This window comes from Terriglobales bacterium (assembly GCA_035624455.1).
Lineage (GTDB): Bacteria > Acidobacteriota > Terriglobia > Terriglobales > Acidobacteriaceae > DASPRM01.
The window spans coordinates 26,415-43,637 of sequence record DASPRM010000126.1 but is presented as its reverse complement, the minus strand read 5'-3'; the positions used below and the strand labels follow the sequence as shown (position 1 = coordinate 43,637).

The following is a 17,223-nucleotide window of genomic DNA, read 5'->3' as shown; positions in this document are numbered from 1 at the left end:
ACGATCGTTGGCACGTGAAAGATGTGCTGATCGAATCCGGCGAAGAAGAAGACACGGTTTTTCACCATGGGCCCTCCAAGCGTGGCTCCGAATTGGTGCTGCCGGTCCTCGGGCTTGAAGTCGAGAAACGCGGGCGTGGCGCCAAATTCGCTGTCGCGCAAAAAATAAAACGCTTTGCCGTGAAAATGGTTAGATCCCGACTTGGTAACTACGTTGACTACCGCTCCCCCAGCGCGGCCGAGTTCGGCACCGTAGGCGTTCGACGATACTCGAAATTCCTGCACCACTTCATTGCTGAACTGATAAGGAGCGCGGTAGCGGCCGCGAGCCTGGGCAAAAAAACTGTTGTTGTTGTCCGCGCCGTCAACTAGAAAGCTGGATTGAAAGCCGCGAATTCCACCATACGCGAGATCGCCGTTTGAAGCCGAGGTCAGACCACGAGGATCCTGGGTAACCCCTGGAGCGAGTAGAGTCAGATCGGTATAGCGGCGTCCATTCAGGGGGAGGCCGTCGATGGCGCGATCATCGATGATGTGCGAGATTTCGCTGGTTTTGGTCTCGACCAGCGCAGGGGACTCGAAAACAGTCACCGCCTCGCTCGCTTGCGCCACCCGCAGCTTCAGCCAGAGCTCCAGGCTCGCGCCCAGGTCCACCTGCAAGCGCGTAAGCTGCTCGGGCGCCATCCCTTTGGCTTCGACGCGAACCTGATATTCACCCGGAGAGAGCAACTGTGCGGAAAAAGTTCCCTCCTGGTCGGTGAGCAGTTCCCGCCGCACGCCAAAGTCGCTGCTGGTAACCACGACCGCAGCGCCGGGAACACGCGCACCGCCGCTGTCAACTACAGTTCCGCGAATGGCGCCGGTGGAAGCGTCCTGAGCCTGTGCCGCTGCACAGGCGATGAATAAGATGAACCCGACGAGAATCCACGAGACCAGCGCCAGACAGAGGCAGAGAGTATGCGTCCGGGGAAGAGGGTACTTCATCTTGATAACTCCACAAGAAATGAGAACGCACGAGTGATAGCAGTTCACGCGCAGGCGGGTCTGTAAGGCGTGTCGCAATGGCCGGACTTATCGCGAGAAGCAGCTTCCCGATGCGAAACGCGAAGCAAAAGAGGTTCCACAGCGTTTCAGACAGCTGATTGGTGAATGCTGAATACTAACTACTGAATACTGACTACTGATTGCTGATTGTTGCTGTTTTGGCCCACAGCACCCTGCATGTTATGTTCATTGTTTTCGGGACATCGGGCGAAGACCTACGTATGCTGCCCGGCGCCCGCGTGACGCAATGATCCGTCCCTATCAGGGAGTGTTGCCCAAGATTCCTGCGTCGGCTTACGTCGACGAGTCGGCGCAGGTGATCGGTGATGTCGAGTTGGGTGAAAGCGCCAGCGTGTGGATGAATGCCGTAGTCCGCGGTGACGTGAATTACATCCGTATCGGCGCAAACTCGAACATTCAGGATTGCAGCGTACTGCATGGCATGCTGGACGAGTGGCCAGTGGTGGTGGGAGATTGGGTAACCGTCGGCCACTCGGTGACCCTTCACGGCTGCGTAGTGGAAGATCGCTGCCTGATCGGGATGGGGGCGATCGTTTTGAACGGCGCTCGCATCGGCACAGGATCGATCGTCGCGGCCGGCACCCTCATCCCGGAGAAGATGATCATTGATCCCGGCTCGCTGGTCATGGGATCCCCCGGTAAAGTACGCCGCAAGCTGAAGGAGCAGGAGCAGGAGACGATTTTGCAATACGCGCGGCGCTATCTGGGATATCGGGAGTCGTACTTGCGAGAGCGCAACACTGTCCCGGTGAAAGCTGACGGCTGAATTCTGAATTTCATGATCAAAGCCATTCGAGGAACCCGCGACCTGCTGCCGCCGGAGACGGTACTGTGGAACTTCGTAGAGGCGGCGGCCCGCGACGTCTTCCGACAATACAATTTTCAGGAAATCCGCACCCCGATTTTCGAAGCGACCGAGCTCTTCGCGCGCGGCGTAGGCGAAGATACCGACATCGTTTCGAAGGAGATGTACACCTTTGAAGACCGCACTCGCGCTGACAGCGATAAAGGCCAGTCGCTGACTCTGCGCCCGGAAAATACGGCTGGCGTGGTCCGCGCGTACATCGAGCACAATCTGGGGGAGCGCGGCCTGAACAAGCTCTTCTACATTGGTCCGCAGTTCCGCCGCGAGCGCCCGCAGAAGGGCCGCTACCGCCAGTTCTATCAGATCGGAGCGGAGGTGATCGGTCCCCCAACCGCAGGAAGCGAGTCCCCCGCACGTGATGCCGAGATCCTGGAGATGCTCGCCGTGCTGCTGGACCGCCTGGGCGTGGCGAACTGGACATTGCTGCTCAATTCTGTGGGCTGCTTCGACGATCGCCAACGCTACAACCAGGCCTTGCGCAAGGCGCTCGAACCTGTGATCGGCCAGATGTGCGAGGACTGCCAGCGGCGGGCGGCGACCAATCCGCTGCGCGTCTTTGACTGCAAAGTGCCGGAGGATCAGCCGATCATCGACAAGCTGCCACGCATCAGTCAATACCTGGATGAACCGTGCCGCGAGCACTTCGCCGAGGTACAAGCGATCCTGATGGCGGTCGGTGTGCCCTTCGTGTTGAACGATCGCCTGGTGCGCGGGCTCGACTATTACACTCGCACCGCATTTGAATTCACCCACGGCGCGCTCGGCGCACAGAATGCGATCCTTGGCGGTGGCCGCTATGATGGCTTGTCGGAGGCCTTGGGAGGCCCGAAGGCTCCGGGCATCGGCTTCGCCATCGGTGAGGACCGGCTGGTGCTGTCGCTGCAGGAATCGGCCGACGCGGTGGTCAAGAAGCCGGATGCCTATGTTGCGCCACTTGGCGCCGGGATGAATCGTCCGGCGGCAGGACTGGCGCGAGAGCTGCGGCAGCACGACTTGATCATCGAACTCGGCGACGAAAGCTTTCGCCTGAAGAAGTCATTGGAGACGGCGACGAAGGTGGGGGCGCGCTTCGCCATCATTGTGGGTGAAAACGAGATTGCCTCGGGCGTGTTTCCGCTGAAGGACCAAACCAGCGGCGAGCAGGTAAAGGTTCAGCGTGCAGACCTGGCAGCAAGAATACAGGCTGCAAGATAACAGGGTGGAGCAGGGCTTCAACCCTGCATTGTAAAGCGAGCATAAGTGTCGGCTTTAGCCACTGAGGAACCCCGGTCATATGACACGATTTTCCTCAGGGGCTAAAGCCCGCATTCTCGCAGCTTTCTGTTGCAGGCCTGAAGGCCTGCTCTACCTACCTTGAATCATGCAGGCCCCAAGGTCGGCTGCCGTACACTGAGGATACTACGGCGACATCAACGAGGTAAGGAAAAACCACATTGCTCGATTTTTTAGGTGATCTTCGACGAACGCACATGTGCGGCGAACTGCGGGTTAGTAACGCGGGCAGCCGCGCGGTGCTGATGGGCTGGGTGAACCGGCGTCGCGATCTGGGCAACATCATCTTTATTGATGTCCGCGACCGCACCGGGGTCACGCAGGTGGTGTTCGACGCTTCTGCAGGCACCGCGCTTCACGAGAAGGCAGAGCTTTTGCGGTCAGAGTACGTGGTTGCAGTCACTGGTACCGTGCGCAAGCGCGAACCGCAGACCGTGAATAAGAACATTCCCACCGGTGAGGTCGAGCTCGTTGCGGAAGAGCTGCTCATCCTGAACGAATCGAAGAATCCCCCATTCCTTCCCGGCGAGACCGTCCCCAACGAAGAGATGCGGCTCACCTATCGCTACATCGATCTCCGTCGCGACAAAATGCAATACAACATCGAGCTGCGTCACAAGGTGGCGCTCGCGATTCGGCAATATCTTTCCAGCCAGGGCTTTTTCGAGATCGAAACGCCGTTCATGACGCGCTCCACTCCCGAGGGCGCACGCGATTATCTGGTCCCCAGCCGCGTGCACCCGGGCGCGTTCTATGCCCTGCCGCAGTCCCCGCAATTGTTCAAGCAGATCCTGATGATCTCGGGGTTCGACAAATATTTCCAGATCGTGCGCTGCTTCCGCGACGAGGATTTGCGCGCCGACCGCCAGCCGGAGTTCACGCAAATCGATCTGGAGATGAGCTACCCGCAACAGGATCGCGTTTTCGAAATCGTGGAGGGATTTCTGGCGGCGGCGTTCAAAGTGGCAGGCGTGCAGGTGAAGACGCCATTTCCGCGGATGACTTATGACCAGGCCATGCGGCAATACGGCTCCGACAAGCCGGATTTGCGATTTCCGCCGATGGTAGACGTACGCCAGGCGTTCGCACCCGAAAATCTCGAAACGTTGAAGATCGATTCGCAATTGCCGGTGATGGCGATTCGCATCCCCAAAGTCGGCGAGCTTTCGCGCAAGGAGCGCGACGACATCAAGACGCTCTTCGCATCCCGCAATGCGGCCAAGTTGTTCGAGGATTTCAAGCGCCTGGAAAAATCGTTTCCCGAGGCGGCGTCCCGAATTGGGCAAGCAAGCGGCGCCGTGGAAGGGGACCTGCTCGTGCTGGTCTCCGGCGGCTCAACCCCCAGCACGCATCCCTCGGAAGGCGGAGTCAAGCCCGAGGTCAAACAGCACGACGTCGCCGTGTACACCGCGGCCGGCGGATTACGCATCGATTTGGCAAAAAAATACGCGGACCGGCATGGTTTGCTCGGTGGCGCACGCAACGATGCTGCCTCTTACAAATTCCTCTGGGTTACTGACTTCCCCATGTTCGAGTGGGATGACGAGGGCAAGCGCTGGGCGGCGGCACATCATCCGTTCACATCGCCGCATGAAGCGGACATGGACAAGCTGGAGTCTGATCCCGGCGCCGTGCGCGCCAACGCTTACGACGTGGTGCTGAACGGAACCGAACTGGGGTCGGGCTCGATCCGCATCCATCGTCAGGACATTCAACGCAGGATTTTTCGCGCTCTGGGCATGACGGAAGAGGAGGCGAAATCGCGCTTCGGATTTTTCCTGGAGGCGTTGGAGTACGGCACTCCGCCACACGGAGGCATCGCACTAGGACTGGATCGAATCGTCATGATTCTCGCAGGCGCGGAGAGCTTGCGCGAAGTCATTCCTTTCCCCAAGACGGCGCAGGCGAAGGACCTGATGGTGGATGCGCCCACACCGGTGAGCGAAGCGCAATTGAGAGAACTGAATATTGCGATCCGGAAAAGCTAGTTCGGACTATTGAAAATGCTATTACCTTAGGGTGGAGCAGGGCTTTAGCCCTGCATCGCAGTTCGGTGCGCGGTATCTCGCGCTGCTGAGGGTGCCCCGTTCAAGCGATGCTTGGCGGGTAGTTAGTCGCGGGGGCTTTCAACCTTCAAATCTCCACCCCATCTTCAATTTACCCGATTCCAACTTACCCGATTACAATTCCCCCATGGGCCGCATTCACGTTCTCTCGGAAAACGTGGCCAACAAGATCGCTGCCGGCGAAGTGGTGGAGCGGCCTGCCTCGGTGGTCAAGGAGTTGCTGGAGAACTCCCTGGATGCGGGCGCACGCCGCATACGAATTCACGTCGAGGCCGGTGGCAAAAAGCTGATCCAGATCGTAGACGACGGTTACGGCATGGTCCGCGATGACGCGCTGCTGGCCTTCGAGCGCCACGCCACCTCAAAAATTCGCACCGCCGAAGATCTGCTGAATGTGGGCACGCTCGGCTTTCGCGGTGAAGCGCTGCCTTCCATCGCTTCCGTCTCCCGCTTGCGCCTGGAAACAAGAACGGCGGAGGAGCCAGAAGGCACAATTGTTGAGATCAATGGCGGCAAGATTGCCCGCGTAGAAGGAGCCGGGCTCCCGCTGGGAACCTCCATCAGCGTTCGCGACCTCTTCTTCAATACTCCGGCACGGCGCAAATTCCTGAAGGCGGAGTCCACCGAACTGTCGCATATCGCCTCATTGGTGACACATTACGCTCTGGCCCATCCGGAGATGCACTTCGAGCTGCACACGGCGACCAACGAACTGCTGATTGCTTCGCCGGTTGCAAACCACTCGGAACGCATCTATCAGATCTTCGGCAAGGACACGCTGGATCAGCTGATCCCAGTTGCGGCGGTGCTGCCTCTGCAGCGGATTGGCTTGCCTCAGCCTCCACCCTGGGCAAAGCGTCATGCCGACGAGGATGATGGACGGCTGGCGGAGCCTGGCGAGGTGCGGATGCATGGCTTCGTCTCCAAGCCCGAGATCCAGAAGCTGAATCGGAATTCTATCTTTGTCTTCGTGAACGGCCGGCTGATTCGCGACCGCCTGGTGCAGCACGCGCTCACTGAAGCCTACCGAAATATTCTGCCGCCGACGGTTTTTCCTGTAGTCCTGCTGTTCCTGGAGATGCCTACGGCGGAGGTCGATGTGAATGTCCATCCTTCGAAAACCGAAGTGCGCTTCCGCCAGCAGAGCATCTTGCACGACTTCGTGCGGGATTCGGCACGTGCGGCGCTGATGAAGGCGCGCCCTGTACCTCAGTTCGCTGCGGAAATTCGTGCCTACCCATCGGCTTCGACATCGTTCAGCCCCGGCCGGCTCGGCACCGGCTTGGAAACTGCCCAGGCGGTCGGAGAAGCCGACGATTTCGGGATTACCTCTCGCGACGTTGCTTTTGCCTTAGCGCCACCGTCGCCTCCTGCTCGCAGCCAGGGACTCGGGTTCGAAGACGGCTTTGACCTCAGCGCCAATGCCGCCCTTCCGGTGGCGCGGCTCGGCGCACAGACGTTTGGATCGCATATTCCTTCGCGAGCCAACGACGATTGTGCAAGTTCCATTGACCTTGACGAGGGCGAATCCGGGCAGGTGGATTTGCTGGCCCTCGCATCTCTGCGCCCGCTGGGGCAGATTCGCGATTCCTTCATCCTGGCAGTGAATCACGATGGTCTGTGGATCATCGATCAGCACGTCGCTCATGAGCGCGTGCTCTTCGAGAAGGTTCTTCGGCAGCGTGCCGCGGAGCGCGTCGAAAGCCAGCGCCTGCTGATGCCGATGGTTCTGGAACTCACTCCCAGCCAGCAGGCGGTGTTCACAGAAATTTCTGAGGAATTGCGGCGCAATGGGTTTGAAGTCGATCCCTTCGGAGTGCGAACCATCTCGGTGAAGACGGCGCCCGCGGGCGTCGAGGCCAACGACATCGAAGGTATGCTGCACGAATTGCTGGAGCAGTTGCAGCGTGAGGACCAGGCCGTAAACCTAGAGCAGGTTCGCGGCCGCATTGCCGCATCGATCGCCTGTCATGCAGCCATCAAGATCAACACCCCGCTTGAGCAAAACAAAATGGAGTGGCTTCTGAAGGAGCTGGCAAAAACCGAGTGCCCTATGAGTTGCCCACACGGCAGGCCGGTAGTACTGCGGTATTCTCTAAGGGACATTCAAAGGGCTTTTAAAAGGATTTAAAGACAATGACACTCGATGAACTCACCGAGATGCGCCGCAGGAAGTGGCATGTCGATGGCAACGCCGTCCGCACCCTGGACTCGGCGCGCGAGTTCATGGAGTCGGTGGGATTCTGTCTGCTCTACCCCTTGCATCCACCTCTGCTTATACCCACCTTCATTGGCGCCTTTGGCGGAAGCGATGAGGGCTTGCCCACCTGGCGACAGGCGTTTGGCGACTCTCGCGCCGGGGATGCCACGGAGTTGATGGTGCGGTTGTTGCGCGAGCGATCCGCCTACGAGGCCAATCTCTTCGGAGAAACCAATTTCCTGATCGCCTCCTCGGTGTTTCCTTATTTCTATGGCCTAGTGGGAGATCGTAATCCGCGACAAGTTCCCAAACCAGGCGTCCGCTCGGAGTACTCGCCACTGGCCCGCGATATCTTTGAAGTCATTCGTACGAAGGGACCGATTTCCAAAATTCGAATGCGCGCCGTGCTGAGGGGAGAACCATCCGACGCGGCGCTGGATCGCGCGCTCGGGGAGTTGTGGTCGCGCCTGCGAATCACCCGCGTCGATTATGTCCCGGGCGAAGGAGCATACTGGGACGCGCTTTTTCGCTGGTCACCGGACGCGGTCCGGCAGGGGATACAACTCTCGGTACCGGAAGCATTGTCGGCATTAATCTCCAAATACCTGGATGCAGTGGTTGCCGCAGAGATGAGCGAAATCGAGGAATTCTTCTCCCACCTCGTGTCGCGCTCGCGGGTGCGGGATTCCATCAATGCTTTGCTCTCGGCGCGCGAGTACACCCTGGTCCACGTGGATAATCGCGCCATGGTCGAGATCACACAGCATGCCGAAGCAGTGGCCCCGGCAAGGTCCGTACCGATCGTGCCACGAGAAAAACGGCGGCGCCTGCAAGCTCAGCCAAAACAATGATTCCGCCATCCCGCAAGCTGATCATTGCCATCGACGGTCCGGCGGGCGCGGGTAAGAGCACCATCGCTTCCCGATTGGCGCAGCAGCTTGGCTACGTCAATCTGGAGACTGGGGCCATGTACCGCGCCTTGGCGTTGAAGGCGCTCGAGACGGGAATACCCTTGGACCTGGAGTTGCCGCTGGTGGGGTTAGCGCGGGCGTCCACCATCGAGCTGCAGCCGCTTGCGGGAGGGAATCGCGTGCTCCTCGATGGGAAGGATGTTTCGCGGCGAATCCGTGAGAAAGACGTCACCGACGCGGCATCGCAAGTGTCTGTGCTTCCTGGAGTGCGGGAATGGATGGTGGCGCGGCAGCGCGAAATGGGTTCCGGGGGCGGAGTAGTGATGGAGGGACGAGACATCGGAACCAGAGTTTTTCCCGATGCCGATGTGAAAGTCTTCCTGGATGCGAATTCCGACATCCGGGCACAGCGCCGCTTGCAGCAGGAGGCCGTTGCCACACATGTCGCCGACGCACGATCTATCGCCGACAATTTGCGCGAGCGCGACCGGCGTGACGCCACCAGGGCAGTTTCACCATTGGTAGCAGCGGACGATGCCGTCATCATCGACTCCAGTCACATGACGATTGAGCAGGTCCTAAAACAGATCGAAGCCTTAGTGCAGAACCAGCTAAAGCACAATGCTCCACGTTGAACCGCGTTCTCCCGCGTCTTGTGCAGGTCGCGGGTGCGGAGTCTGGTTCCCGATCCCCGATTACAATTTACCCGATTTACCAGTTTGATTTACCGATTCTGCGGATGAACAGGTAGACATGAGGAACTTCGACAGCCTTTCCGAACGTGAAATCCTGGCGCTGGCCATCTCTCTGGAAGAGGAAGACGAGCGCGTGTATTCGGACTTCGCCGAAGGTTTGCGGGAGAATTTTCCCGGCTCGGCGGCGGTCTTCGAGGGCATGCGGGAGGAAGAGGCCGGTCACCGCCGGCGTTTGATCGAAAGTTATCAGCAGAAGTTTGGCGATCACATTCCGCTGATTCGCCGCCACGACGTGAAAGGCTTCGTCAGCCGCAGGCCGGTGTGGCTGGTGCGCCCGCTGGGCCTCGACGTAGTCCGCAAGCAGGCCAGTTCGATGGAAGTCGAAACCAGGCGCTTTTACGAGAAAGCGGCTGCGCGAACCCAGGATCCCAAAATTCGCCAACTCCTCGATGATCTGGCCCAGGAAGAGCGTTCCCACGAGTATCGTGCGGAAGAACTGAACAAGGAAAAGCTTCCGGAGGAAACCAAGCGCGACGAAGAGCAGGCGCGGCGCAGACTCTTCGTGTTGCAGGTGGTGCAGCCGGGGCTGGCGGGGTTGATGGATGGCTCGGTCTCAACCCTGGCTCCGGTTTTTGCTGCCGCGTTCGCCACTCGCAATAGCTGGGATGCTTTCGTTGTGGGACTGGCAGCCTCGCTGGGTGCCGGCATCAGCATGGGATTCGCCGAAGCGCTCTCCGATGACGGCAGCCTCACCGGTCGCGGCCAGCCGTTGCTGCGCGGATTCATTACCGGAATGATGACAGCGATTGGCGGCGTGGGTCACACCCTGCCGTTCCTGATCAAAGACTTTCGTATTGCCATGGGAATTGCTGTGCTCGTCGTGGCCGCAGAATTGGGCGTGATTTCCTGGATTCGCCATCGCTACATGGAAACGCCCGCGCTGTCAGCCGCGGTGCAGGTAATGGTGGGAGGAATTCTGGTGTTTCTGACCGGCGTGCTGATCGGAAGTTCGTGAGCAAGGTGCGAGGCAACGCAATCTCAGAGGGTGAATCGCTGATGGGCGCCCACACTTTCGCGCTTCCATTACTGTGGCTGCCCCAAGAGATTTCATCGGATATCTGAAAAAGGAAGATCCGCGTGCAACGAATTATCCAGTTGTTATGCGTCTGCTTGCTAGCCTCATCGCTGCCGGGAGCAACGGAGTTGTTCTCTCATTTTGAGGCTGGGCCGCGTCTGCCCTATCGACATGCTTACTATCTCTTCCTCGCAGGAACACCCAATGGCTGCGAGGACTGCTACGTGCCTCTGCTGATCACCAAGGACCCTCTCGATGAGATCGCACAGGCTTCAGGCAAGGCAGATTGTGTCCTCATCATCACTTACGAACGGGACTCGATCTGGCACAACGAAGGCATGATCGCGGTAGCGCCTGGCGAGGTCGAAGCTTCACCGCGAATTATCCACATGCGAGGACGGAGGTATCGATATCAGGAAATCAGTTCCACCGAGGCTCTCAAACTTCTCGAGAAACCGCTGGGGACGATTCCCATATCGCGCCCGATGTTGCCGAAAGCCGCCTCTCCCGGTCCGGCGATCGACGATCTTGCCGCTGCGTTTCGTGCTCTGAACTGATTACACTGGCCTGATTCCGCCTCAGTTCGCCGTTTCCAAACCGTCAATCTGGTGCCTGCATCATGCTATAATTTCAACACTTTACTGTTTCCGTCGGAGGCTATATCGACAAGAGGTTTATTCGCACCAACGAGCGCGTCCGTGCCCGCGAAATTCGGGTGATCGATGATGAGGGCAATCAGCTAGGGATCATGGCGCCATTCGAAGCGCTGCGGATCGCGCGCGAAAAGAACATGGATCTGGTAGAAGTTTCACCTACGGCTCAACCGCCTGTCTGCCGCATCATGGATTTCGGTAAGTACCTCTACCAGCAGGAAAAGAGGGAACGCGAAGCCAAGAAACACCAGAAGATCATCACCGTCAAGGAAGTCAAGTTTCGCATTAATGTAGACGATCACGACTACCAGACGAAGAAGAATCACGTGCTGCGTTTTCTGGAAGAGGGCGATAAGGTCAAGGCAACCATTTTCTTCCGCGGGCGCGAAATGACGCGCCAGGGCCTGGGACGCGAGATTCTGCAGCGCCTGATCGCGGATGTGGGCCCCAGGGCCATCGTGGAGAACATGCCGCGTCAGGAAGGCAATACCCTGCACCTGATTTTGGCTCCTCCCAAAAAGACAGCCTGAAAGCCACGGACGTCCCGGACAGGCAATACAGGTTCACAGTCAAACGCGGACAACAGTGTCTGCGGAAGCATGCAGGATCCGCGGACAGGAGTGTCCGCGCCACAGAGTTATTTTTGCTGAAACAGAAGGAATACGATGCCGAAACTCAAAACTCACAGCGGCGCCTCGAAGCGTTTTAAGAAGACGGGGACCGGAAAGATCAAACGTGGCCACGCTTTCGCGCGGCACATCCTGACTTCCAAGGATGCTAAGCGCAAGCGCCACCTCGACAAAGATGTCATCATGGACAAGGCAGACACCAAGAAGATCAAGCGGATGCTGCCGTATTAATGGTGAGCGAATAGCTTGAGGGTGCCCCATCCTGGTGCCCTCTTTGGGCTAGGGTGGGGTAGTTGATTTAGTCCTGGAAGATGAACAACGCGCATGCCATCGGCACGCCGGGCGTGTGAAGAGGCGAGTCCTGAAACTCCTGCCTCCAGCCGCTGATAAACACAAAAAAAGGAGAAACAGAATGCCTCGCGTAAAACGTGGAACCAAGCGCCGCCAGAAGCGGAAGAAGATACTGGACCGGGCGGAAGGTTATTTCTTAACAAAATCAAAACTGTATCGCTCGGCGAAAGAATCGGTGGAGCGGGCACTGAAGTTCGCCTACTCCGGACGGCGTCAGAAGAAGCGCCAGTTCCGCTCGTTGTGGATCGTGCGCATCGGGGCCGCCGCCAAGCTGAATGGCTTGAGCTACAGCCAGTTCATCAACGGCTTGAAGAAGAGCGGGCTCGAGCTCGATCGCAAGGTCCTGGCCGATATGGCGGTGAACGATCCTAGCGGCTTCAAGAGTTTGGCTGCGCAGGCAAGGTCGGCGATCGGCAAGCCCGCAGCAGCCTGATCGCGAGCGGGACTCAGGGTAACCCAAGCTGCGGAGGGTGCCCCGTTCAAGCGAAGCTTGGGCGGGGTAGTTACACGTTCACCGAACACCCTTTGCTATTCCCAGCACACAGCAATTGAAAAATGCCGCTCACATATCAGGTGCCAAAACTCGAAGACTATTCGCCGGAAGCGCTGGATCGCGCTGTTGCCGATCTGCTCCGCGAACTGGAGGCTGAGCGTCAGCGCGTGAGCAATGACGGTGAGTTGAAGGAGTTCCGTGATTGCTGGCTTGGGCGCAAAAGCGGTGTGCTGACCCAGGTCAATGAGCTCTGGCTGAAAGCCGCACCAGGCCCGCAAAAGCCCGACGTTGGCCAGCGGGTCAACGACCTTAAGAAGAAAGTCGAGGAAGTTGTCGAGGCCTCCCGCGAGCGCATCTCAGCCACCGCCAGCGACATCCGCCTCGAATCTGAACGCCTCGACATCTCGCTTCCCGGCATCCGCCGTTCTCTGGGCGCGCAACATCCCATTATGCGCGTGATGCAGGAGATCGTGGACGTCTTCAAGGCCATGGGCTACTCCGTCGGTACCGGCCCGGAGATCGAGACCGACTACTACAATTTCGAGTCGCTGAATTTTCCGCCCAATCACCCGGCGCGCGACATGCAGGACACGATCTTCATCGCCGGGCAGGACCAGAAGCCGCAGCGCGATCGCCTGCTGCTGCGCACGCACACTTCTCCCGTGCAGATCCGCACCATGGAGACGCAGAAGCCGCCGCTGCGCATCGTCATTCCGGGCAGGGTGTACCGCAACGACGCTCCTGACGCCACGCACTCGCCCATGTTTCACCAAGTGGAGGGGCTGGCGGTGGATAACAACATCACCTTCAGCGATCTGAAGGGCACGCTCGATCACGCCATGAAGTCGCTGTTCGGATCTTCAGTGAAGACGCGCTTCCGGCCGTCGTTTTTCCCCTTCACGGAGCCCAGCGCGGAAGTCCTGATCAGCTGCATTTTTTGTAATGGCTCCGGCTACCAGGGCGGGAATCGCTGTCCGAATTGCAAGGCCAGCGGCTGGATTGAGATGCTCGGCTCCGGGATGGTGGACCCGGCCCTGTATGGATTTGTGGGCTACGATCCCGACAAGGTCAGCGGCTTCGCCTTCGGCATGGGTGTGGATCGCCTGGCCCTGATGAAGTACGCGGTGGACGACATTCAATTGTTTTTTCAGGGAGACGTCCGGTTCCTGCGGCAATTCGCGTAAGTCAGATGGCTTGAACGGCGCGGTCGAAAGGGGCAACGGCTTCAGCCGTGCCAAAAGATGCTTTCTGTGTTTTGACAGCACGAGCGGCCCGAAGGCCGCGAGGGATCTGCAGTTACAGGTTTCGCCCCGGCTCCTTCAGTCCGCCGCGCACCATGCAGCACGAAAGAGTCGAAAATACCTTGCTGAGTGCTGAATGCTGATTACTGAATGCTGAGTGCTAAATGCTGATTGCTAACCAATGAAACTTCTTCCCTCCTGGATTCGCGAATTCGTTAGCGTCCCGGCCGACGATCGCCAGCTCGCCGAGGCGCTCACTTCGGCCGGCATCTCTGTCGAAGGCATCGATCAGCTCGATGGCGAGAATGTTTATGAGGTTGAGATCGGCACGAACCGTGTCGATGCGATGAATCATTACGGCGTAGCGCGCGAGTGCTCGGCGATTTACAACACCGAGCTGAAACCACTGGCCAGTGTTGTGGGGGAAAGATCTGCGGCCGGCGATCCCGCCATTTCCCAGGTTAGCGCCGAAAAGCGTGGCGCGAACCCGGGGCACTTCCCTATTCAAATCGACGCTCCAGACCTCTGCGCTCGCTACACCGGGCAGGTCGTGCGCGGTGTCCGCATCAAGGAATCGCCAGAAAGGATCGCCCGCCGCCTCACACTGCTGGGCTCGCGGCCCATCAACAATGGCGCCGATGCGACCAACTATGCACTGTGGGAACTCGGCCATCCCACGCATGCTTTTGATCTCGACCTTCTGGAAGGCAAGATCATCGTTCGTCTCGCGCGCCAAGGCGAAACCATAAAGACGCTGGACGGTGTGGACCGCCAGCTCACGCCACAAGACCTCGTGATCGCCGATGCCTCCAAGCCTGTGGCGATTGCCGGAGTGATGGGCGGCTTCGACTCAATGATCACCGAGAAGACGCGCAACATCCTGATCGAAGCCGCCTGGTTCGATCCCGCGACCGTGCGCCGCACGGCGCGCCGCCTCGGCATGCATACAGACGCCTCCCATCGCTTTGAGCGTGGCGCAGATTTTGCCATCACCGCAGCCGCAGCGCGGCGCGTTGCGGAGCTCATCCTCGCCTCAGGCGGCGGGCAGATCGAGAGCGGACCGATCGACGTCATCGGCCATCAAATCGAGCGTCCTACACTGCCGCTGCGCCTCTCAGAAGTAAAACGCATTTTGGGACAGGACATCCCAGAAGACGAAATTATCCGCATTCTCACGCGCCTGGGATTCCAGGTAGCCGGCGGTCATCCCCTGAGAGTTACGGTTCCGACGTGGCGCCTGGATGTGGAGCGCGAAATCGATCTCATCGAAGAAGTCGCACGCATATATGGCTACGACCGTTTTCCCGACACGTTGCCGTCGTTCTCCGGAGGCGTGGTCGAGCTTCCGGATGCGCGCAAGGAAAGCCGCATGCGCGCCGATCTCCTTGCTCTGGGCTACAACGAAGCCATCTCCCTGAGCTTCATTTCACATCAGGAAGCGCGGCAATTCTCCGCTGCAACCATCGTCGAGATCGCCAATCCGCTGAGCGAGGAGGCATCAGTGATGCGCACCTCCATGGTTCCCGGCATGCTCGGCATGCTCGCCTGGAACCTGAATCGCGGAGTAAATGATGCGCGGCTCTTCGAGGCGGGCAACATCTACGAAAAATCCAGCCACCAGACGCGCGAACTGCGCCGCATCTGCCTGGGCGCAACCGGCAACGCCAATGAGGTGAGCGTTCACGAAAAGCCCCGTCCATACAGTTTTTTCGACCTCAAAGGCGACATCGAAACTCTGCTGACTGCTTTTCAATCCCAATCGCTCTGTTACCAGCCCGGCGATGGTAAGCGTGGAGCTAAGATTTCGGGGGTTTCGGCTGCCGATTACTACCACCCTGGCCGCTCCGCGGCAGCCGTGATGGATGGAGAACTCGTGGCCAGATTTGGCCAGATACATCCCCGGATTGCGGCCGAACGCAAGCTGCGGAAGGACGTGTTCATTGCGGAGCTCGACCTGGAGCGCCTCTTCCACCACCCGCTTCGGGAACCTCGCTATACGCCGGTTTCCAAGTTCCCGGCGGTAGACCGTGACTTCTCGTTCATCTTTGACGATCGGGTAACGTTCGAGCAGATCCAGGCTGCCGTTTCGGCCTTGCGTCTGCCTCACATACAGACTTTCCTTCCGGTCGAGATTTTTCGCGGTGGCGGAGTTCCCACTGGGAAATACTCTGTGCTCCTGCGCGCAGAGTTCCAATCGTCTGAGCGTACTCTGCGCGACGAAGAGGTCTCTGGCTGGTCGGAGCAGATCGCTAACGTGCTGCGGTCGCTGGGGGGAGGGCAGCGGGTGTAGGGCGGCGGGCAGTAATTAGCAATTAGCGGTCAGTAGTCCTCTCGCTTCATTGTGAGATAGCTTCTCAGTACACCCCGGTCCTCGCTCAAGATGACTGGTGAAGATCGTCTGGCGGCCACGGCTCCAAGCACATAAAATGCCCGATCAGGAGAGGGGGTGCACCTTGCCGCTTTCTCGCCGATCATTTCTTCGGGGCATGGGAGCCGGCGCCACTGCCGCGGTTGTGACACCGCCGCTGTCACGCGAGTACCTGCTCGCGCCCACTGAGCCTTTCCGAACCACTCAGCCCGGCGGACCCGTGCTGCTCAACGGAAACGAGAATGCCTACGGTCAATTCCCGAGCGTGGTAGAGGCCATGCAGAGAGCACTTCCCTATTGCAACCGCTACCCCTACAAGGAGTGGGATCGCCTCACTGCGACCATCGCCGAACGCCACTCGATCGGCGCGGAACAAGTATTACTTGGCAACGGATCGACGGAGCTGCTCCGCATCTGTGCCCAGGCCTTCACCGGGCCGGGGAAGAAACTGATCGTTCCTGTTCCAACTTATGAGTCTCTGGGTCGCTACGCGCAAGCCTTTGGGGCAGAGATCATCCCAGTTCCCCTGACCAAAGATTTCGCACACGACCTGGATGCAATGCTGCGGTCCACTGACTCGAGCACCGGGCTGGTTTATATCTGCAATCCCAACAACCCTACCGCCAGCCTCACCCCGCGCGGCGATATCGAAACCTTCATTGCTAAACTCCCGCCGACCACTAGTGTTCTGATTGATGAGGCGTACTTTCACTTCGCAAACGGTGGGACCGGATATTCCTCTTTCATTGGTCACCACGATAGGCGCGTCATCACGATCCGTACCTTCTCCAAAGTCTACGGTCTGGCGGGGCTACGCCTGGGGTACGGGGTGAGCACGAAGGAAACCATTAAACGCCTTAAGCCCTACCAACTGGAGGACACCCTCAACATGGTCGCAGTCCGCTGCGCCGTTACCGCTCTGGAAGATGACGCCGCCTTGGGAGCGGCGGCTTCGCGCAACGCCAACGATCGCTCCGAGTTCATTCGACAGGCTTCCAGTCGCGGGATTTCTCCCATCCCCTCCTATGCCAATTTCCTGATGTTCGATACTCACCGGCCCATCAAGGAAGTGATTTCCTACTTCGAGAAAAACAATGTGATCGTTGGCCGCCCATTTCCTCCCATGGACACCTACATGCGCATTTCCCTTGGCTTGCCGGGGGAGATGAGGGAGTTTTGGCGGGTGTGGGATCAGATGGCGCCGGCACGGGGCTGAGCGCGCCTTCTGTCGAGGCGCGCCTCGACCTGAACGGACGGGGACGTCCGTTCCCACGTTGTTGGGGTGGACAGGCGAGATCGCCTGTCCCACACGGAAAAAGATCCTTCGCTGCGCTCAGGAT

General features: G+C 58.9%; 15 protein-coding genes. 14 read left to right on the top strand and 1 reads right to left on the bottom strand.

The features are described 5' to 3' along the window. A partial coding sequence (locus VEG30_14230; protein ID HXZ81082.1) for a carboxypeptidase-like regulatory domain-containing protein occupies nucleotides 1–983 on the bottom strand: 983 nt, incomplete at its 3' end. A 307-nt stretch (nucleotides 984–1,290) separates the two neighbouring features. Here VEG30_14230 and VEG30_14225 point away from each other — a divergent pair. The 14 genes from VEG30_14225 to VEG30_14160 all read left to right on the top strand — a co-directional run bounded on the left by VEG30_14225 (nucleotide 1,291) and on the right by VEG30_14160 (nucleotide 17,099). Continuing rightward, nucleotides 1,291–1,830: a gamma carbonic anhydrase family protein gene (locus tag VEG30_14225; GenBank protein ID HXZ81081.1), complete on the top strand. Its 540-nt coding sequence runs from the start codon at nucleotides 1,291–1,293 to the stop codon at nucleotides 1,828–1,830. Nucleotides 1,831–1,842: 12 nt separating this feature from the next. After that, nucleotides 1,843–3,123, top strand: a complete 1,281-nt coding sequence (hisS, locus tag VEG30_14220) for a histidine--tRNA ligase (protein HXZ81080.1) — start codon at nucleotides 1,843–1,845, stop codon at nucleotides 3,121–3,123. Between the two features lie 275 nt (nucleotides 3,124–3,398). Continuing rightward, complete coding sequence (gene aspS, locus VEG30_14215; GenBank protein HXZ81079.1) at nucleotides 3,399–5,189, top strand: aspartate--tRNA ligase; 1,791 nt, start codon at nucleotides 3,399–3,401, stop codon at nucleotides 5,187–5,189. Between the two features lie 205 nt (nucleotides 5,190–5,394). After that, nucleotides 5,395–7,398 carry a DNA mismatch repair endonuclease MutL gene (mutL, locus tag VEG30_14210; GenBank protein ID HXZ81078.1) on the top strand — a complete coding sequence of 668 codons (2,004 nt, stop codon included), beginning with the start codon at nucleotides 5,395–5,397 and terminating at the stop codon, nucleotides 7,396–7,398. 5 nt (nucleotides 7,399–7,403) lie between these two features. Then, entirely contained in the window at nucleotides 7,404–8,318 is a 915-nt protein-coding gene (locus VEG30_14205; protein ID HXZ81077.1) for a hypothetical protein, read from the top strand. After that, nucleotides 8,315–9,013 (top strand): (d)CMP kinase, encoded by a 699-nt coding sequence (cmk, locus tag VEG30_14200; protein HXZ81076.1) that lies wholly within the window; start codon nucleotides 8,315–8,317, stop codon nucleotides 9,011–9,013. The genes VEG30_14205 and cmk overlap by 4 nt, the downstream gene beginning before the upstream one ends. Nucleotides 9,014–9,131: 118 nt before the next feature. Then, nucleotides 9,132–10,088, top strand: coding sequence for a ferritin family protein (locus tag VEG30_14195; protein ID HXZ81075.1), 957 nt, complete (start codon nucleotides 9,132–9,134; stop codon nucleotides 10,086–10,088). Nucleotides 10,089–10,210: 122 nt separating this feature from the next. Then, entirely contained in the window at nucleotides 10,211–10,705 is a 495-nt protein-coding gene (locus tag VEG30_14190) for a hypothetical protein (GenBank protein ID HXZ81074.1), read from the top strand. A 104-nt stretch (nucleotides 10,706–10,809) separates the two neighbouring features. After that, on the top strand, nucleotides 10,810–11,331 hold the full coding sequence (infC, locus tag VEG30_14185; protein ID HXZ81073.1) for a translation initiation factor IF-3: 522 nt from the start codon (nucleotides 10,810–10,812) through the stop codon (nucleotides 11,329–11,331). A 135-nt stretch (nucleotides 11,332–11,466) separates the two neighbouring features. Next, on the top strand, nucleotides 11,467–11,661 hold the full coding sequence (gene rpmI / locus VEG30_14180) for a 50S ribosomal protein L35 (GenBank protein HXZ81072.1): 195 nt from the start codon (nucleotides 11,467–11,469) through the stop codon (nucleotides 11,659–11,661). A 181-nt stretch (nucleotides 11,662–11,842) separates the two neighbouring features. Continuing rightward, entirely contained in the window at nucleotides 11,843–12,214 is a 372-nt protein-coding gene (gene rplT, locus VEG30_14175; GenBank protein HXZ81071.1) for a 50S ribosomal protein L20, read from the top strand. 122 nt (nucleotides 12,215–12,336) lie between these two features. Further along, nucleotides 12,337–13,458, top strand: a complete 1,122-nt coding sequence (gene pheS / locus VEG30_14170; protein HXZ81070.1) for a phenylalanine--tRNA ligase subunit alpha — start codon at nucleotides 12,337–12,339, stop codon at nucleotides 13,456–13,458. Nucleotides 13,459–13,696: 238 nt separating this feature from the next. Further along, nucleotides 13,697–15,805 carry a phenylalanine--tRNA ligase subunit beta gene (gene pheT, locus VEG30_14165; protein ID HXZ81069.1) on the top strand — a complete coding sequence of 703 codons (2,109 nt, stop codon included), beginning with the start codon at nucleotides 13,697–13,699 and terminating at the stop codon, nucleotides 15,803–15,805. A gap of 163 nt (nucleotides 15,806–15,968) precedes the next feature. Continuing rightward, on the top strand, nucleotides 15,969–17,099 hold the full coding sequence (locus VEG30_14160) for an aminotransferase class I/II-fold pyridoxal phosphate-dependent enzyme (GenBank protein ID HXZ81068.1): 1,131 nt from the start codon (nucleotides 15,969–15,971) through the stop codon (nucleotides 17,097–17,099). Nucleotides 17,100–17,223: the final 124 nt, after the last annotated feature.